We start from the raw sequence: 17,232 nt of genomic DNA, 5'->3' as shown, positions 1-17,232 counted from the left end.
TTTAACCGAGGTTGTCGACGAACTCGCCGACCTCCTTCACGAACCTCTCGGGATCCTCCACGAACGGTCCGTGATCGCAGCCTTCCCAGAACGACGCCCGCGCCTGCGGGATCAGTTCTGCAGCGTGCCTACCAGCCGAGACGTCGACGACGGAGTCCTCGGTGCCGTGCAGGACGAGCACCGGCACGTCGAGGGACCGGAGCAGGTCGTCGTGGCTCGCGGACCGGTTGAAGAGGGCGGCCCGCACCCGGGGCGGGGTGGTGAGGCTGGCCCCGAACAGCGCCTGCGACTGTGCGCCCTTGCCTTCCGGCGGTCCGGTGAGCGCGTTGCCGAATGCGCCCAGCGCGCGGATCGCCTCGCGCGGTTCCTCGGACATCGCGCCGGGGATCGCCGCGCGCATCGCGGCACCGACCTTGCCGCCTGCCTCCCCGCGACCGATGCTGGTGATGGCTCCGACGAGGACCACACCTTCGACGGCGGACGTGCCGTGCGACGCCAGGTAGTCGCAGATCACGAGGCCGCCGTAGGACCAGCCGAGAAGCACGGCGCCGGACGTGACACCTTCGGCCGTGAGTACCGCGTCGACGTCCCCGGCCCAGATCGCGGAGTCGGCGTAGCCGGTGTCGGGCGCACCCGAGTAGCCGTGTCCGCGAAGGTCGACGGCGATGACGCGGTAGCGGGCCGCGAGTTCGTCGAGCACCCCGGGGCCCCAGCACTTCGAGGACTGCGCCCAACCGTGCAGAAGCACCAGGGCCCGCGCGTCGGGGTCACCGGTCACCGAGTAGACGAGGGGCGTTCCGTCGACGCCGACTGTTTCACGAATAGCCATGGGGTCACCATAGAGGCCAGCAGCGCGGCGACCGCCGCCACCGCGTAACCCGCCGTCGTGCCGAATTCGTCGATCATCCGGCCCGCGAGTGCCGATCCCACGGCGACGCCGACACCCAGCCCGGTGACGATCCAGGTGATGCCCTCGGTCAGCGCGGCCGCGGGCACGATCTGCTCGACGAGACCGGTCGTGACGATCATGATCGGCGCCACCGTCATCCCCGCTACCGCGTAGGCGACGGCGAGCGCCGGAATGCTGTCCGCCAGAAGGAGTGGAACCGTCAGCACTGCCACCGCGAGGACCGCGACCATCAGCTGTTTCCGGAGCGACGCCGACACCCGGATCGCGCCGAACACGATGCCCGCCACAGCGGAACCGGCCGCGAACAGGGCCAGCACCACGGTGGCGGAGGCGGGTGCGTCGTGGCTTCGGGTGAAGGCGATGGCACCGACGTCGATGACACCGAAGATCGTGCCCATCGACACCATCACCGCCACGAGAATCCACACGGCGGGCGTCCGGACGACGGACGGGCGGCCGTCGTGCGTTGCTGCATGCACGGGGGGCTCGGTGCCGCGCTGAGCGACGAGCGCGAGCGTGCCGACCACCAGCAGGGCGAGACCCGCGAGCGGTCCCGCCTCGGGGAACACCGTGACGGACAATCCGACGGAGACCACCGGTCCCGCGATGAAGCACAGCTCGTCCACCACCGCCTCGAACGCGAACGCCGTCCGCAGCAGTGGCGTGCCGCGGTACAGCTCGGTCCAGCGGGCGCGCACCATCGCACCGATCGTGGGCATGCAGCCGGCGGGAACTGCCCACACGAACAGCACCCAGTCGGGCGTCCCGAACCGGACGCACAACAGCATCGCGGCGATGGACGTCGCGCTGATCCCCGACGCGACGGGAAGGACACGGGACTGCCCGTACCGGTCCACCGCCCGGGACACGACCGGGGTGATGAACGCGTAGGTCAGCGCGAACACCGCGGCGAGAGCACCGGCCAGTGCGTAGTCGCCGCGCAGTTCGGACAGCATCGTGACGATGCCGATGCCGACCATGGCGATCGGTACCCGCGCAACGAATCCTGCGGCGGAGAACGCTGCGGAGCCGGGGGCGGCGAAGATCTGACGATAGGTACCGAGCACGCGTCGAGCCTCACAGATCGTGGCCGCGACTTCCAGCACGTGCAAGTATTGCGCTCATGAGTGTCCTGGTGTGTTTCCACGCCCATCCCGACGACGAAGTGTTCACCACGGGTGGCGTGATGCGCCAGGCCGCCGACGCCGGTCATCGCGTCGTCGTGGTCACCGCGACGGACGGGGCGCTCGGCGAGGCCCCAGACGGGATCCTGACCGACGGCGAATCACTCGCCGAGCGTCGGCGCCGCGAGCTGGAGGAGTCGACGTCGCTGCTCGGCGCCCAGCGTGTGGTGTTGCTGCACTACGCGGATTCCGGGATGGCGGGAACGCCGGAGAACGAGAACCCCGCCGCGTTCTGCAACGTCGACGTCGAGGAGGCCGCTGCCCGGCTGGCCGCGATCCTCGTCGAGGAATCCGCCGACGTGGTCACCATTTACGACCCCAACGGTGGCTACGGTCATCCCGATCATGTCCAGGTGCATCACGTGGGCATCCGGGCCGCCGAACTGGCCGGTGTGCCACACGTCTACGAGGCGGCCGTGAGCCGCGACCACATCCGGCGGCTCATGGCCGCCAATCCGGAGTGGTCCGAGAACGCCCAGCCACCGGACCTCGACACGTTCGGTCTGCCGGACTCCGAGATCACCACGGTCGTGGACGTCACCTCGGCCATGGACGCCAAACGGGCCGCGATGCACGCGCACGCCACCCAGATCGGGGATTTCGGCCCATTCCTGCAGATGCCCGAGGATCAGTTGCGGGCGGCGTTCGGTCAGGAGTGGTTCCGCCGTCGCGGGGCACCGGCCGGGCTCGCGGAGTCTTCGCTGCCCCTCTGATCGACCGGCGCGGGTATCCCCGCGAACCGCCTGCGCGGGTTCGGTTCCGCGCCTAGCATCCACGGGTATGCATCCCGCTGATCTCGTCGCGACCATGCCGTTCGCCGTACATACCGGGGTCCGCCTCACGAAGGCCGCGCCCGAAGAGGTCGTCGGGCACCTCGAGTGGGAACAGCACCGCACGACCGCGGGAAACGGCATGCACGGCGGGGCGCTGATGACGCTCGCCGACAGTGTCGGAGCGGTCTGCGCGTTTCTCAATCTTCCGGCGGGAGCATCCACGTCGACCACGAGTTCGAGCACGGTGTTCACCCGCGGCGTCCGCAAGGGCACCGTCACCGCGACGGCGCGGCCGCTGCACGCCGGACGAACCACGGTCGCCGTCGTCACCGAACTGCGGGACGGCGAGGATCGACTCGTGGCGCAGGTGACGCAGTCGCAGGCGGTGCTGCACCCCCAGCCGGGAAGCTGACCCATGCCGCGTCTGCTGCGGGCATACCGCGCCACGGGAGCGGATCTGCCGTTCGGCAACGTGCTCGCCGCACACGACGTCGCGATGGAAGGCTATTTCTGGCGGTTCACCCAGCCCGCGACGGGACAGGTCGTCATCGCGCTGGCGGGAATCAACCGGGCCGCGGACGGGCACTGGGCGACGCTCGGTCTCGCCGGTCACCCCACCCGGTTCCTGCGGACCGCCGCGCATCCGGAGGGCTACGCCAACCCTGCCGGACTCGGCGCGTTCGCGGGCGACGCTTTCCGCGGGTCCGTCGACCGTGTGCGGGTGGACCTCGGGCCGGACGCCCGCCTCGACGTCCGGGTCTGCGCCCAGGTCCCGTGGCCGCGGCGCAGGCTCGGCGGATCGAGTGTGTTCCAGACCGTGCCCGCGCTGAACCAGTACTGGCACCCGTGGCTGCTCGGCGGACGCGCCGAGGGAACGGCCGTGCTGGGCGGCACCGAGATAGACCTCGACGGCGCCCAGGTCTACGGCGAAAAGAATTGGGGCAAGGGCGGATTCCCCCACTCCTGGTGGTGGGGCCAGGCTCAGGGTTTCGCCGACCGGCAGGCGTGCGTCGCGTTCGCCGGCGGCGAAATCACCGCGGGCGGGCTGCGCACCGAGGTCACGGCCGTCGTCGTCGCGCTGCCCGACGGCACGGTGTTCCGCCTCGGCAACCCGGTCACCTCCCCCGTCCGGGCGCATGTCACGGACGATCGGTGGTCGCTGCGGGGCCGCGGTCGCACGTGGAGCGTCGAGATCGAGGGCGGCTCCCCGCTGAGCGCGGCGCACGTGCTGCCGGTTCCGCTCCCCACCGAGCGTCGCAACATCCCCGGCGCCCTCGAGCACCTCGCGGGCTCGATGAGTGTCACGGTCCGCCGTCGCGGTGAGCTCGTCTGGGCCGACGAGTCACCACTCGCCGCGTTGGAGCACGGCGGCATCGAGCGGGCGCGCGCGGAGCTGCGCAGGCGGGGTGCGCCACCGGACGCGACCTCGGCGCCGCCGCTCAGCTGATCACCTCGAGCTCGGGTGGCTGCAACGCCTCGACGATCTCGTCGGTCTCCGCGTGGAGAACCCCTATTCGCCCGGCCTCCTCCAGGTGGCGCGCATCGACGCCCGAGATCGCATCGGCGGCGACGAGCACCTTGTAATCGCGTTCGCTGGCGTCGAAGATCGTGGCGCGCGGGCAGTTGGGATAGTTGCATCCCGCGATCACCACGGTGTCAACCCTCCACTGGCGCAGGCGGCCGTCGAGTTCGGTGCGGTAGAACGAACTCCACCGGGGTTTGAACAGGATGTGCTCGGTGGGCGAGACGGACTGGAGGCCGCCGCCGAGGAGCGACTCGGGGTCGAGCGGTGGCACCCCCAGCTCCGGCGCCACCTGGGAGCCGGCGGTGCCCGGTCTGACGATGTCGAGTCCGGCCGCGATCACGCGGCGCCGGCACAGGTCGACGTCGTCGCCCTCGTACAACCGGACGACGTGCACGATCGGCGCCGAGGCCTCCCGGTAGGCGTCCACGAGACGCGCGATCGCGGGCAGCACCGCGGAGGTGCCGGGAATCGGGGCGGTCCCGCCGTCGACGAAGTCCACCTGTGTGTCGACGACGAGCAGCGCGGACCGGCCGAGATCGGGAGCGAGGAACGGATCCGAGTTCTGCCGCCAGTGGGTCACGCAGCAAATCTAACGCTCGCGCGCACCCTGTAGCCGGAATCACAGGGACCGGTGCATTCACCCGAAACGCGAGTTTGGGACCATGGAGTGGGTGGGGTAGTGCGAGAAGGGTCCCAACCGATGACTGTGAGCGACGAGAACTGGCCGTCGATCGGCGCGACAGGGGCGCGCTTCGGATCAGCCGGCCGGCGCCGCAGCGCCAGGAAAGAGCAGGACCCGAGCCCGCCGCAGCCGGCCGAGTGGGTGGAGCCCGGCCGCGCCGAGGCCGCTCCCGAGCAGGTGGAACCCGTTTCCGAACACGCCGATCAGACTCCCGAGTCCGTCGACAGTCCTGCCGCCGAGCCCACCGAGTGGGTGGCGCCCGAGGACACCGTCTCCATCGTCCGGCCGTTCATCCTCACGGGCGGGCGGACCGAGTCCGGGGTCGATCTGCCACTGGAGGCGCTCATCGTCGCCCGCCCGGACGGCGACACCGTCGTGGACGGGATGCTTGCACCGGACGAACTGCGCCGCGTCTTCGCGCTGTGCTCCGAACCGCGGTCGGTGGCCGAGATCGCGTCGCTCGCGTCGATCCCGCTCGGCGTCGCGCGCGTACTCCTCGGCGACCTCGCGGCAGCCGGGGCGGTCACCGTGAACGAGACCGCCGGGTCCACCGGGCCGGACCGGAAACTGATGGAGCGCGTCCTCGACGGGCTGCGCAAACTCTGAGACGCACCGGGGAGCAAGCACCCGGGGAAGAAGCATACGAATTCGTCAGCCGCACAGGCAATTGCCTGTGCGGCTGACGAATCGCTGTGACGCTAGATCGACGTCCGGCGCATCGCTCCGACCGGATCGGAGTAGATGGTGCTCAGCGACACCACCGTCGAGGCGTACTCCTGCACCCGGTTGCCGAATCCGGAGATGCGAATGTCCCTGCGCTCCAGCGACGATGCCTGCGCGAAGGCCTCCGCGACGTGCGGGATCCCGGCCGGGTACTCGGTGAACGCCTGGCCTCCGAGGATCACCCGATCCGGGTTGAACAGGTCCCGCAGCATGGCGACCGTCTTCCCGAGCACCTGAGCACGTACCACCAGAAGCGCGTGCGCGGGAACGGAACCCGAGGACGCGGCCTTGTAGAGGGCACTCATCGTCGGCCGCTGGTTCGACGCCGGGAGGATGCCCGCATCGAGGGCGGCGGAAATGACCGCGCGATCACTGATCGTCGCCTCGAGGCACCCGCGTGAACCGCACGAGCACTGCGCCGACGAGCCCGTCGGCAGGTGCGCGATCGAACCGGGACCGCTCGACGGCGTGTGAACGCGGCCGTCGATGGTGATCGCGATGCCGGCCGTCTCACGGGCGTAGAAGTACAGGCCCGTTTCGCCTTGCGCGACACCGTCTTCGCTGTCCGGGCTCAGCAGCAGCTCGGACGCGGCCATCGCCTCGACGTGCGCCGCGACGGAGACGGGCAACCCGAGTCCAGTCGCGATGATGGCGCCGACCTGAGCGGACTTCCATCCCAGCCGGGGGTGGTCGACGACACCGGTCTGCGGATCGACCCGACCGCCGAGTGCGACACCCGCCCACAGCGGGCGACGCCGGTGCCAGCGGGAAGCGAAGGCCCGCGCGCTGCGTGCAATGCCGGCGAGTGCGTCGGCGGACGCGCCCTGCGGGGTGGGCACCTCGACCGCGCCGAGGACCTTCCCGCGCAGATCACTGGCGATGATGCTGGTCACGACCGCGCCGATGTGAATGCCCACCGTCAGGTAGGGCTCGTGGTTGACCTCGAACGGAACCCGCGGACGACCGATCGCGCCGGACGGCGTGAGGTCGCCGCGCTCGCGCAGCAGCCCGAGGTCGAGGAGCGCCGACACCTGACGGTTGACGGTGGCGATGCTCAGGCCGGTTGCCTTCGCGGCGACGTCCCGCGACAACGGGCCGCGAGACCGGGCCACCCGCAGAACACCGGCGGCCGGGCCGTCGCTGATCCGCAGCTCGGGGGGAACGATGTGGAGACGGGGACGGGACACGGGCCGCTGGAATCGAGATGCGGAGCCGGTCCGGGTGGGGCTGGAAAGAGTGGGGGTAGACACGTGGCAGTCCTTGCATGCGGAGGCGGTGCGCACCTTCGTCCGAACGCTGCATCCGTCCCGGGCCGAGAGTGGGACGACCGAGGACGATCGATCAGGAGAAGACTGCGCGAATTAGCTGCAGATGCTGAGACAGCGACAACACAGTTCCCGCGCCAAGGGCAGCCGCGAGCCCAGCGCGGAAGTCACATAGGTGACCCGCGGAGCGGTCGACTGGCCTGAAGACATGACACGAAAGTAGCAGCTTCGGTCGGTTTCACCAATCGGAGGGCGCGTCGGCGGGTGCCTCCGCGCCGCGCCACTTACCCCAGTTCCCGCCACTGCGAGTGGCGCCTGCCGGCGCACATCGGAGGGCATCGCCACTCTTGACGGCAAGAGTGTTTCACGACGCACTACGCCGAAATACCAACCGAACGTACAGTTTTAGGAGCGAGATGTATCGATGTGAGCACCTCCGAGATGTCGCTGATCAGACGGCCGAGATCGCCATCGTGACCGAACCTCCATTCGCACCCTCGAAGGAAATCGACGTGACCTCCACCCAGAACTCCGTGACACCCCGGGCGACCGTCCGGCCGCTGAAGGTGGCCGGGCGCCAGTCTCATCGGGACCGCCATCGAGTGGTACGACTACGTCATCTACGGCATGGCCGCGGCAATCGTGTTCGGCCCGTTGTTCTTCCCGTCCTTCTCCTCGATCGCGGGGACGCTGGCCGCGTTCGCGACGTTCTCCGTCAGCGAAGAAGCGTTCCTGTCCTGGGGCTGGCGGGTCCCGTTCCTGGCCAGTGCGGTGATGGTGCCGATGGGTCTCGTCATCCGGTTCACCATCTCCGAGAGCCCCGACTTCGAGAAGGTCGAGAGCACGCACCGCGATCAACGATTGCCGATCGTCACCGTCCTGCGGGAGAACCTGCGCGAAGTGCTGCTGGCCGCGGGTGCGTTCATCGGCATCAACACGGTCGGTTACATCTTCATGGCGTACCTGCTGTCCTATTCGACGAAGGTCCTGGGCATGAGCAAGACGCTCGTGCTCCTCGTCACGGGCTCGGTGGGGCTGACCGTCTGGGCGGCCGCGCTGTTCCCGCTGATCGACCTCCGGAACCCCCCGGTGATCGCGGCTCTGTTCACCGAACTGTTCAGTGCCGAGGTCCGGTACAGCGGTGCGTCGCTCGGCTATCAGATCGGATCGGTTCTCGGCGGCGGGCTCGCCCCGACAGTGGCCGCCGCGCTGTACGCGAACTGGGGTTCGTCGGCACCGATCTCCCTGTACCTCACTGCGGTCACGCTGCTCAGCCTGCTCTGCGTCGTCGCGATCACGCGGAAGGTTCGCGCCGCCGCGTAGCGCCCGCCCCTTGCGATCAGGGTGACGCAAATCCTTCCTGCGACACACCCACCGGTGGTTCGGTTACGGGACTCCACACCGTCTCCGGTATCCGAAAGGCTCACCATGTCCATCGATTTCGCGCCCGAGCACGTGACAGACGCCGAGGGTTCCCAGAACGCGGCGAGCGTCGTCAAGCTCGGTGCCCACATCGGCGCCCGGATCGACGGCGTCCGGCTCGGCGGCAACCTCGACCCCGCCACCGTGTCGCTCATCCGCCAGGCCCTGCTCGAGCACAAGGTGATCTTCTTCCGCGGCCAGGAACATCTGACCGACGACTCGCAGTACGAATTCGCGGAGCTTCTCGGCTCCCCCACCACGGCGCATCCGACCGTCACGTCGCGCGGCACCAAAGTGCTGCCCATCGACTCCGACTACGGCAAGGCCAACAGCTGGCACACCGACGTCACGTTCGTCGATCGCATCCCGAAGGCGTCGATCCTGCGCGCCGTACAACTCCCCACGTACGGCGGATCCACCACCTGGGCGTCGGGTGTCGCCGCGTACAACGCGCTGCCCGAGCCGCTGAAGGTCCTCGCCGACAACCTGTGGGCGACGCACACCAACGTCTACGACTACGCGGCGACCAGCGCGGAACGCGCGCAGGACGACAAGGCGAAGGAGTACCGCGCCGAGTTCCAGTCCACCTACTTCGAGACGGAGCACCCCGTGGTGCGGGTGCACCCCGAGACCGGCGAGCGCACACTGCTGCTCGGTCGCTTCGTCAAGAGCCTGGTCGGCCTGAGCAGCACCCAGTCGCAGGCACTCTTCCGGGTTCTGCAGGATCACGCGATCTCGCTCGAGTTCACGACCCGGTGGAACTGGCAGTCGGGCGATGTCGCGATCTGGGACAACCGTGCCACTCAGCACTACGCCGTTGCCGACTACGACGATCAGTACCGGCGCCTCAACCGCATCACCCTGGCCGGTGACGTCCCCGTCGACATCCGGGGCGAGCGCAGCCGCAGCGTCGCCGGCGACGCGAGTGGCTACTCCGTCATCGACGAGCCCTAACATGTCGGCATGACCTTTTCACCTGACACCCGCATCGCCGTCGTCACCGGGGCGAGCTCCGGAATCGGAGAAGCCACCGCCCGCACCCTGGCCTCGCAGGGATTTCATGTGGTCATCGGGGCCCGGCGACTGGATCGTCTGGAGAAGATCGCCGAAGACATCGGCGGTACCGCGCTCGAACTCGACGTCACGGACCAGGATTCCGTGGACGCGTTCAGCGCGGTACTGCCGAGGGTCGACGTGCTCGTGAACAATGCGGGCGGCGCCAAGGGACTGGCCACCGTCGCCGACGCCGATCTCGACGACTGGCGGTGGATGTGGGAGACCAATGTCCTGGGCACCCTTCGGATCACCAAGGCGCTGTTGCCGAAGTTGGTCGAGTCGGGTGACGGTCTGATCGTCACCATCACATCGCTGGCCGCGCTCGAGGCGTACGACAACGGTTCCGGATACACGACCGCCAAGCACGCGGAGGGCGTCCTGCACCGCACGCTGCGCGGAGAACTGCTCGGCAAGCCGGTCCGTCTCACCGAGATCGCACCGGGCGCAGTGGAAACCGAGTTCTCCCTGGTGCGTTTCGAAGGCGACCAGGAGCGCGCCGACAAGGTCTACGCGGGCATCACCCCGCTCGTCGCCGCGGACGTCGCGGACGTCGTCGGGTTCGTCGCCTCGAGGCCCTCCCACGTGAACATCGACCAGATCGTCGTCAAGCCACGAGATCAGGCTTCGTCCGGGCGTTTTCACCGCACGACGTAGGCGCGTTCGCGGCGGTCCGCCGGTCCTGGTGTTCGAGCACCAGGACCACGGTCCACAGTCCCGCCACGATCGTCACGACCCCCAGCAACATCCATCCCATCCCACAGCCCCCTGCCGATCAACGACTTTCGACCGAAACGGACTGTCGGGGTCGTCCGTCGACCCCTCGACAGCGGACGACTCCCCACAGTTGTGTGACCCGAGAACACGGCGCCGTTGACGCGTCCTCATTCAGGTAGACGCAGGCGGCCCGGTTTCGGTTCCACCGGGTGTGAAGAAAGTTCGCTCGCCTATGCGAGCGCCGACATGGACTGCCATTCGGGCCAGCTGACGGCCCAGTCGTAGATGTCGCCGTCGGCGGCCGAGAGGTCGATGGACGTCCCGGTCACCTCGACGGGATCGCCGTACATCGCGGTGCCGAAGTACTGCTGCGCGTCCCCGAGGGACAGGTTGATGCAGCCGTTGGTGACGTTCGACGAACCCTGGACGCCGATGGTCTCGGGGTTCGCGTGGATGAACTCACCGTTGTTGGAGATACGGACCGCCCAGCGCTCGCGCACGTTCTCGTAGAACGGCGGGTTGGACATGAGGAAGTCCTCGTGCTTCTCGGTCACCATGTGGATACCGCTACGGGTGACGTTGCGGGCCTCGTTGCCTTCGCCGTAGCTGACGGGGATGTCCATGATGGTCTCGCCGCCGCGCACCACCTGCATGCGGTGGCTCGGCGCGTTCGCGATCACGATCTGGCTACGCCCGACGGTGAAGTTCAGCGACAAATCCTCCGCGCCGTACGCGCCGTCGCCGAAGTCCAGTCCGTACAGCCGGGCGTCGAGGCTCACGGTGGTGCCGGGCGCCCAGTAGTTCTGCGGACGCCAATGTGCGCGCGACCCGTTGTCGTCGGGCAGCCACGCCCACGAGCCCGGTGTCGGCGGGTTGGTCGTGACGGTCATCGCCTTCTCGACCGCCGCCTTGTCCTCGACGGACTCGTGGAACTGGACGATGATCGGGGCGGCGATGCCGACTTCCTGACCGTCGCCGATGTTGAGTGTGGCGCCGATGGTCTCGTCGGGCTCGACCGTGGTGAAGCTGCCGTCGACGGCAACGGACTTGCCGTCCGTGCCGAGCGCCGTGCCCGTCCACGTGTACGTGGCGCCGTAACCCAGTGCCTCCCCGACGGTGAACGTGGTCCGGTCGGGTGACAGCACACCCTGCACGGCACGCCCCTCGGCGTTGACGAGGGAGATGTCGGTGAACGTGCCCTGCGACGCGGTCGCGGAGATCGGCGCCACCGGATTGACGTCCTCGGTGCCCGACGCCGGATTCTGGGTGACCTCGACCGCCGGTTCGGGGGGCGCGGTGGCGGTTCCCGACTCGGAGCCGACCGTGCATCCGGTCAGCAAAACGAGAAACGCGATCAGCGCCGTCGCGATCAACGCGACGCGCGACCGACTTGTCCGAGAACCCAGTTCATGCACAGCTAACAGGTTACCTGCGCTACGGACCTGTCTCAGATCGCGCAGCCCACCGTCACGGGTTCGGGTTCGAGCCGGACACCGAACGCCGCCTGGACGCCGTCCCGGACGTCGCGAGCCAATGCCAGCAGGTCCTCGCTCTTCGCGGCACCTCGATTGGTCAACGCGAGAGTGTGCTTGGTTGACAGCCGCGCGACGGCGGTCTCGCCGGGATACCCCTTCGAGAAGCCGGCCCGCTCGATCAGCCACCCCGCAGACAACTTGGTTCCGCCGTCGGCCGGGTACTGGGGAACAAGGACGTCGCCGAGGCGGGTCTCGATCGCGGCGAGGACGCCCGCCAACTCGCCGTCCGCAACGACGGGGTTGGTGAAGAAGGAGCCCGCGCTCCAGGTGTCGTAATCCTCGGGATCGAGCACCATGCCCTTGCCCCGCCGCAGGTCCAGCACGGCGTCGCGGACCTGCGCCGACGGCAACCGGTCGCCCTCGGCAGCGTTCAGCGCGGAGACCAGTTCGCGGTAGCGCAGCGGCTCGCCGAGCCCGTCGGGATGCACGGTCAGTTCCACGGCCAGCACCAGGGCGGCATCGGAGTGTTTGAGGACGCTCGTGCGGTAACCGAGGCCGAGGGCGTCGGGTTCGACCCAGCGCGCCTCACCGGTGCGTCGATCGAGGAGGTGAACCCGCCGCAGCATCGACCCCACCTCGACGCCGTACGCGCCCACGTTCTGCACCGGGGTGGCCCCGGTCGATCCGGGAATCCCCGACAGGCATTCGAGCCCGCCCAGCTCGGCGGCGACGGTCTGCGCGACCACCTGATCCCACTCGGCGCCCGCCTCGGCAGTGACGAATCCCTCCTCCAGACCGACGGTGGTGTTGCACACACGCACGACCACACCGTCGAATCCGTCGTCGCCGACCACCAGATTGGAGCCGCCGGCGAGGATCAGAGTCGGGATGTGCGCGGCGTCGAGGAGACGCACCACGTCGACGAGGACCTGCGTGGTCGGGCACTCCGCCACGATCCGCGCCGGCCCGCCCACGCGCAGCGTGGTCATCCCCGACAGTTCGAGGTTCTCGGACACGAATGCGCCCGAATCGACGAGTTGACTGACAATGCTCACGTCCCACACAACCGCAAACGGTAGCCTGCGGATCGTGAGTCGCCGCATCGAGCATTCGTCGTCCTATACGTTTCCCGTCGCCCAGGTCCATGCGGGCCTGATCACCGAGCAGTACTGGCGCGACCGTCTCGACCGGGTCGGAGGACCGGGGGCAACCCTGGACGAGGTCACGACCGGCCCGGGCACCATCTCGGTGGCCATGTCGCAGTCGATCCCCGCCGAGCACCTGCCCAGCATCGTCTCGAAGGTCCGGTCGGGCGATCTCGTGATCAAGCGCACGGAGACGTGGGGCACGCTCGACGGCGATCACGCCGAGGGCACGTTCACGGCCGAAGTCCAGGGCGCGCCGGCGGTGATCTCGGGGACCCAGACCCTGACGGCTGCCGGTTCCGGGTCGAAGGTGCAGGTCGAAGGCAAGGCCGACGTGAGGATCCCGCTGATCGGCGGCAAGATCGAAAGCGCGATCGCGGACGAGGTCCTGCGCCTGATCGAGAAGGAGCAGGGCTTCACGCAGCAGTGGCTCGGGGCCTGACCTGGGGCGGGTGTCCCTTGTGTTCCGTCACAGCCGGTAACCTTGGCGATCATGGCTCGCCGCATCGACTACTCAGCCCGTTACAAGCACACCCCGAAAGAGGTGTACAACGCGTTCACCAACCGTGACTACTGGGATGCGCGCATCGAGGAGATGCGGAAGTACTCCGAGAACCACATCGAGCACTTCGACGTGAACGACGACGGGATCGACATCGTCCTGCACCACATCCTGCCGCGGTCGGAACTCCCCGAGATCGCGCAGACCGTGATGAAGAAGGACATGGTCATCACGCGCAAGGAGTCGTACACGCCCTTCGGTGAGCCGACCACGGGCACGTACGAAGCCTCGATCCCCGCGGGCCCGGGCAGCCTCACGGGCACCATGAAGCTGTTCGCCACCGAGACCGGCTGCACGTTCCGCACTTCGTCCGAGGCCAAGGTGTACCTGCCGTTCATCGGCGGAAAGCTCGAGCAGCTGATGCTCGTCAACCTGATCGACCTCTTCCGCGCCGAGGCGGAGATCACCGAAACGTGGTTGTCGCAGCACTAGCAACCACCGCACGGATTTCCCATGACTTCAGCGACGCTGAAGCGGCCTCACGGTGTCATCACCCGGGGTACGACAGGCATCAATCGGCTGCGACGCAGCGACCGCTGGCTCGTCCACGACGCGCTGGTGCGCCGGACGCTGCACGCGTCCGTCGACCCGCTCGTCGTCGACCTCGGGTACGGCGCCCGGCCGCACACCACGTTCGAGCTCGCCGACCGGCTGACCGCCGTGCGCGGCGACCGCCGGGTGGTGGGGCTCGAGATCGATCCCGAGCGTGTGGTCGAGAGCAGGAACGGAGTGAGTTTCGCCCGCGGCGGGTTCGAGCTCTCCGGGCTGCGACCCGTCCTGGTCCGCGCGTTCAACGTGCTGCGGCAGTATCCCGAGGACGCCGTCGGGCCGGCCTGGTCGCGGATGCAGTCCGGGCTCGCACCGGGCGGGCTGATCGTCGACGGCACATGTGACGAGCTGGGCCGCCGCTGCGCGTGGGTGCTGCTCGACGCCCACCGCCCGCTGTCGCTGACGCTGGCGTGGGATCCGTTCGCCGTGGAGAAGCCGTCGGACATCGCCGAACGGCTACCCAAGGCGCTGATCCATCGCAACGTACCGGGTGAGCCGGTCCACGCCCTCCTCGCGGCAGCGGACCGCGCGTGGGCCACTGCGGCGCCTCACGGCTCGTTCGGACCGCGGGTGCGGTGGCGGGCCGCCCTCGAACTGCTGCGCGCGCAGGGACTTCCCGTGCAACCCCAGCGCCGCCGGCTCCGCGACAACATCCTCACAGTTCCGTGGGAAGTGGTCGCGCCCGGTTCCGGCACGAATTAATTCACGCGACATCCCCCGAAGCGCCCCGTAGAGTCACTTCACGAAACACGTTGTGCCGGTGCGCAGGCGAGGGCTACTTCGACTGTGGATCGCGTGGTCGCCGGTTCGAATCCGGTCAGGGACGCAGGTCCCTGTAGCTCAGCGGTAGAGCGCGTCCGTGCCTCCGCCGACTCCGAACTCGGCACGACATGCGTGCGCGCCACCCGGTGCGCAGACGACGGATACTTCTCAGGTGAAGTGCGCAAGCACGCGGTTCGACTCCGCACCCCGTCGTCGCTTCGACCTCGGGTGGCGCGCACCCCACGAGCACCGACACCTCCCGGAAGGAGGAACAACCCATGAGCAAGTTCAACCTGAAGACGCTGCGCCGCACCAAGGTACAGAGCCCCATCACGTCGGAAACGCAACCGACCGGCCGCACGTTCGAGGGCGGCAGCGGCTACGCCCGCGGCGCGAAGAGCGAGCTGTTTCTCCTCGCGGTCACCAACATGGTGGGTGAGCACACGTTCTACGAGTCGGCTCCGGACCGCGACAACCGGTTCGTCGAACTCATCCACGAGGTCACGCTGTCGGACCCGGAGTGGACCGCCCGCCTGATCGGGTGGCTGCGCCGCGACGCGCATCTGCGTTCGGCGTCCGGGGTGGCCGCGGCCGAGTTCGTCCGGGCCCGGCTGGGCGCCGGTCTGCACGGCGGCAACCGCGCCGTCATCTCGTCGGCGCTGGAGCGGGCCGACGAGCCGGGTGAGATCCTCGCCTACTGGATTGCGCGCCACGGTCGTTCGATCCCGAAGCCGGTCAAGCGCGGGGTCGCCGATGCCGCCGTCCGCCTGTACTCGGAACGCTCACTGCTGAAGTGGGATTCCGATGCCAGGGACGTCCGCTTCGGCGACGTCCTCGAGCTCACCCATGCGTCGCCGTCGGCGACATGGCAGGGCGAGCTGTTCCGGCACGCGATCGATCGGCGGCAGGGACGCGAGAACACGATCCCCACCGGCCTGCGGATGCTCACGGAACGAGCGGCGCTGGCGGCTCTCTCGCCGGAGGATCGGCGTGCCGTCCTCCGGACCCCGGAGCGGCTGTCGGCGGCCGGCATGACCTGGGAGTCGCTCGCCGGCTGGCTGCAGGGGCCGATGGACGCCGCAGCATGGCAGGCGGTGATCCCGTCCATGGGGTACATGGCGCTTCTGCGCAACCTGAGGAACTTCGACGAGGCCGGGCTTCCCGACCACGTCGCCGAACAGGTGGCGGCCCGGATCGCCGATCCGGGCGAGGTCGCGAAGTCGCGGCAGCTGCCGATGCGGTTCCTCGCGGCCTACCGGAACGCGCCGAGCCTGCGGTGGGGGCATGCGCTCGAACGTGCGCTCGGGGCATCGCTGTCCGCGGTCCCGTCGCTGCCCGGCCGCACCCTGGTGCTCGTCGACCGGTCCGGATCGATGTTCTACAGCCGCGTCTCGGCGCGGTCGGAACTGACGCGGGCGGACGCGGCCGCGGTGTTCGGCACCGTTCTGGCGGCGCGTGCCGAACGGGCCAACCTGGTCGAGTTCGGCACGGACAGCCGGTACGTGCCGTTCAAGCACCAGCCGGTGCTGCGGGTCGTCGACAGTTTCGGCGACCTGGGCGGCACGGACACCGCGTCGGCGGTGCGGAAGCACTACCGCGACCACGATCGCGTCGTCATCGTCACCGACGAGCAGGCGACGTGGGGCGATCCGACCCGGCACGTCCCGGCCGACGTCCCCGTGTACACGTGGAACGTGGCGGGCTACCGACACGGACACGGACCGACGGGATCCGCGAACCACCACACGTTCGGCGGACTGTCGGACGCGGGATTCTCGATGATCCCGATCCTGGAGGGCACCCGGAACGGCGAGTGGCCGTTCTGATCCCGGGGCGGTGACCGGTCAGGTGCAGGTGGCCAGTGCGTGTTCGACGCGCTGCGCCACCTGCGCCGGCAGGGATCCGCACTCCCCGTGCAGTGCGCGCGCATTCAGTCGCCCGATCGCGACGCCGTCGGCGACCACCTCGTCGAGCAGTTCCTGCGAGATGCCGCTGGCGGCGAGGTCGAGTGCCGTGCACAGCGGCGTGGTGATGCGCAGGGGGCCGACCTGCTCGCAGTCCTCCGGGCGGAGCGAACGCCGGTGCAGCGCCAACTGCTGCGTCGGCGAAGGCGGCGACAGCACCGTCGAGAGGTGGATGAACCGCGGGTACAGATGCCCGAGACCGTGAAGTTCGGCGGCACTCTGGTGGGAGACCGCGGCGGCGGCACCGAACCAGGTGCACCACTTCGCGAATTCCTCGAGATCGGAGTGCGGGCAATCCTTCAAGCGGAACAGATCTCGCTCGATCTTGACCCACGAGCCGTCGGCAACGCGCTCGCCGATCTCGTCGGAGGCGAAACCGAGGCGCAGCACTTGCGCAGTGGTGAAGAAACCCGCCTGAGCCGTCGCGACGCGTGTCAGTTCTTCACCGACACCTTCGCGCTCCGGGTCACCGGGACGTGGAGCCAACCATCCGGACATTCCCCTAGATTACTGGGCGATTG

The 17,232-nt window shown here is 68.8% G+C and carries 18 protein-coding genes; 11 read left to right on the top strand and 7 right to left on the bottom strand.

The window, feature by feature from the left end:
* Position 1 precedes the first annotated feature (1 nt).
* Together QM806_RS15110 and QM806_RS15105 are read right to left on the bottom strand one after the other, a co-directional pair.
* Complete coding sequence (locus QM806_RS15110) at positions 2-829, bottom strand: alpha/beta fold hydrolase (RefSeq protein ID WP_169692666.1); 828 nt, start codon at positions 827-829, stop codon at positions 2-4.
* Positions 775-1,977 carry an MFS transporter gene (locus QM806_RS15105; protein WP_169692665.1) on the bottom strand — a complete coding sequence of 401 codons (1,203 nt, stop codon included), beginning with the start codon at positions 1,975-1,977 and terminating at the stop codon, positions 775-777. Before QM806_RS15105 ends, QM806_RS15110 begins: the two co-directional genes overlap by 55 nt.
* A 56-nt stretch (positions 1,978-2,033) precedes the next feature.
* Between QM806_RS15105 and QM806_RS15100 the strand changes: the two genes are divergently transcribed.
* The 3 genes from QM806_RS15100 (at position 2,034) to QM806_RS15090 (ending at position 4,314) form a co-directional block, all read left to right on the top strand.
* Entirely contained in the window at positions 2,034-2,807 is a 774-nt protein-coding gene (locus tag QM806_RS15100; protein WP_005566246.1) for a PIG-L family deacetylase, read from the top strand.
* Positions 2,808-2,874: 67 nt separating this feature from the next.
* Complete coding sequence (locus QM806_RS15095; RefSeq protein ID WP_005566244.1) at positions 2,875-3,279, top strand: PaaI family thioesterase; 405 nt, start codon at positions 2,875-2,877, stop codon at positions 3,277-3,279.
* Positions 3,280-3,282: 3 nt separating this feature from the next.
* Positions 3,283-4,314, top strand: a complete 1,032-nt coding sequence (locus QM806_RS15090; protein ID WP_133985014.1) for a tocopherol cyclase family protein — start codon at positions 3,283-3,285, stop codon at positions 4,312-4,314.
* On the opposite strand, the gene QM806_RS15085 is transcribed toward QM806_RS15090, so the two are convergent.
* Positions 4,307-4,972, bottom strand: a complete 666-nt coding sequence (locus tag QM806_RS15085) for a cysteine hydrolase family protein (RefSeq protein ID WP_005570453.1) — start codon at positions 4,970-4,972, stop codon at positions 4,307-4,309. The two genes, QM806_RS15090 and QM806_RS15085, sit on opposite strands and share 8 nt — an antisense overlap.
* A gap of 120 nt (positions 4,973-5,092) precedes the next feature.
* Here QM806_RS15085 and QM806_RS15080 point away from each other — a divergent pair, with 120 nt between their 5' ends.
* On the top strand, positions 5,093-5,680 hold the full coding sequence (locus QM806_RS15080) for a DUF742 domain-containing protein (protein ID WP_005570454.1): 588 nt from the start codon (positions 5,093-5,095) through the stop codon (positions 5,678-5,680).
* A 92-nt stretch (positions 5,681-5,772) separates the two neighbouring features.
* Here the strand turns inward: QM806_RS15080 and QM806_RS15075 are convergent, their stop codons facing one another.
* The gene (locus tag QM806_RS15075; protein WP_054247486.1) at positions 5,773-7,047 is read right to left on the bottom strand and encodes an ROK family transcriptional regulator; all 1,275 of its coding nucleotides are present in this window, start codon (positions 7,045-7,047) and stop codon (positions 5,773-5,775) included.
* 642 nt (positions 7,048-7,689) lie between these two features.
* On the opposite strand from QM806_RS15075, the gene QM806_RS15070 reads away from it, so the two are divergent.
* From QM806_RS15070 to QM806_RS15060, 3 genes are all read left to right on the top strand, one after another.
* Positions 7,690-8,385 (top strand): MFS transporter, encoded by a 696-nt coding sequence (locus QM806_RS15070; RefSeq protein ID WP_005560400.1) that lies wholly within the window; start codon positions 7,690-7,692, stop codon positions 8,383-8,385.
* Positions 8,386-8,490: 105 nt separating this feature from the next.
* Positions 8,491-9,438, top strand: a complete 948-nt coding sequence (locus tag QM806_RS15065; RefSeq protein ID WP_005560403.1) for a TauD/TfdA dioxygenase family protein — start codon at positions 8,491-8,493, stop codon at positions 9,436-9,438.
* A 9-nt stretch (positions 9,439-9,447) separates the two neighbouring features.
* On the top strand, positions 9,448-10,194 hold the full coding sequence (locus tag QM806_RS15060; protein WP_005560405.1) for an SDR family NAD(P)-dependent oxidoreductase: 747 nt from the start codon (positions 9,448-9,450) through the stop codon (positions 10,192-10,194).
* Between the two features lie 290 nt (positions 10,195-10,484).
* On the opposite strand, the gene QM806_RS15055 is transcribed toward QM806_RS15060, so the two are convergent.
* Positions 10,485-11,669 (bottom strand): L,D-transpeptidase, encoded by a 1,185-nt coding sequence (locus QM806_RS15055; RefSeq protein WP_043786774.1) that lies wholly within the window; start codon positions 11,667-11,669, stop codon positions 10,485-10,487.
* Between the two features lie 32 nt (positions 11,670-11,701).
* A complete protein-coding gene (locus tag QM806_RS15050) occupies positions 11,702-12,793 on the bottom strand; it encodes a UDP-N-acetylmuramate dehydrogenase (protein WP_081276427.1) in 1,092 nt (363 codons plus the stop codon).
* Between the two features lie 25 nt (positions 12,794-12,818).
* Between QM806_RS15050 and QM806_RS15045 the strand changes: the two genes are divergently transcribed.
* The 4 genes from QM806_RS15045 to QM806_RS15030 all read left to right on the top strand — a co-directional run bounded on the left by QM806_RS15045 (position 12,819) and on the right by QM806_RS15030 (position 16,573).
* Positions 12,819-13,316 carry a DUF2505 domain-containing protein gene (locus tag QM806_RS15045; RefSeq protein WP_043786777.1) on the top strand — a complete coding sequence of 166 codons (498 nt, stop codon included), beginning with the start codon at positions 12,819-12,821 and terminating at the stop codon, positions 13,314-13,316.
* Between the two features lie 51 nt (positions 13,317-13,367).
* Positions 13,368-13,868 (top strand): DUF2505 domain-containing protein, encoded by a 501-nt coding sequence (locus tag QM806_RS15040; RefSeq protein ID WP_005560412.1) that lies wholly within the window; start codon positions 13,368-13,370, stop codon positions 13,866-13,868.
* A 21-nt stretch (positions 13,869-13,889) separates the two neighbouring features.
* Entirely contained in the window at positions 13,890-14,687 is a 798-nt protein-coding gene (locus QM806_RS15035) for a hypothetical protein (RefSeq protein WP_064079819.1), read from the top strand.
* 338 nt (positions 14,688-15,025) lie between these two features.
* Positions 15,026-16,573, top strand: a complete 1,548-nt coding sequence (locus QM806_RS15030; RefSeq protein ID WP_120660499.1) for a TROVE domain-containing protein — start codon at positions 15,026-15,028, stop codon at positions 16,571-16,573.
* Between the two features lie 18 nt (positions 16,574-16,591).
* On the opposite strand, the gene QM806_RS15025 is transcribed toward QM806_RS15030, so the two are convergent.
* The gene (locus QM806_RS15025) at positions 16,592-17,209 is read right to left on the bottom strand and encodes a type IV toxin-antitoxin system AbiEi family antitoxin domain-containing protein (protein WP_005261055.1); all 618 of its coding nucleotides are present in this window, start codon (positions 17,207-17,209) and stop codon (positions 16,592-16,594) included.
* Positions 17,210-17,232: the final 23 nt, after the last annotated feature.

It is taken from the genome of Rhodococcus sp. IEGM 1351 (assembly GCF_030056875.1).
GTDB lineage: Bacteria > Actinomycetota > Actinomycetes > Mycobacteriales > Mycobacteriaceae > Rhodococcus_F > Rhodococcus_F opacus.
The sequence above is the reverse complement of the archived record's forward strand: the minus strand, read 5'-3'. Positions and strand labels throughout refer to the sequence as shown.

What these genes read in the sequence shown, in the direction of transcription:
- QM806_RS15110 (WP_169692666.1), bottom strand. Translation starts at nt 829, where the DNA reads ATGGCTATTCGTGAAACAGTCGGCGTCGACGGAACGCCCCTCGTCTAC.
- QM806_RS15100 (WP_005566246.1), top strand. Translation starts at nt 2,034, where the DNA reads ATGAGTGTCCTGGTGTGTTTCCACGCCCATCCCGACGACGAAGTGTTC.
- QM806_RS15095 (WP_005566244.1), top strand. Translation starts at nt 2,875, where the DNA reads ATGCATCCCGCTGATCTCGTCGCGACCATGCCGTTCGCCGTACATACC.
- QM806_RS15090 (WP_133985014.1), top strand. Translation starts at nt 3,283, where the DNA reads ATGCCGCGTCTGCTGCGGGCATACCGCGCCACGGGAGCGGATCTGCCG.
- QM806_RS15080 (WP_005570454.1), top strand. Translation starts at nt 5,093, where the DNA reads ATGACTGTGAGCGACGAGAACTGGCCGTCGATCGGCGCGACAGGGGCG.
- QM806_RS15070 (WP_005560400.1), top strand. Translation starts at nt 7,690, where the DNA reads ATGGCCGCGGCAATCGTGTTCGGCCCGTTGTTCTTCCCGTCCTTCTCC.
- QM806_RS15065 (WP_005560403.1), top strand. Translation starts at nt 8,491, where the DNA reads ATGTCCATCGATTTCGCGCCCGAGCACGTGACAGACGCCGAGGGTTCC.
- QM806_RS15060 (WP_005560405.1), top strand. Translation starts at nt 9,448, where the DNA reads ATGACCTTTTCACCTGACACCCGCATCGCCGTCGTCACCGGGGCGAGC.
- QM806_RS15040 (WP_005560412.1), top strand. Translation starts at nt 13,368, where the DNA reads ATGGCTCGCCGCATCGACTACTCAGCCCGTTACAAGCACACCCCGAAA.
- QM806_RS15035 (WP_064079819.1), top strand. Translation starts at nt 13,890, where the DNA reads ATGACTTCAGCGACGCTGAAGCGGCCTCACGGTGTCATCACCCGGGGT.
- QM806_RS15030 (WP_120660499.1), top strand. Translation starts at nt 15,026, where the DNA reads ATGAGCAAGTTCAACCTGAAGACGCTGCGCCGCACCAAGGTACAGAGC.
- QM806_RS15025 (WP_005261055.1), bottom strand. Translation starts at nt 17,209, where the DNA reads ATGTCCGGATGGTTGGCTCCACGTCCCGGTGACCCGGAGCGCGAAGGT.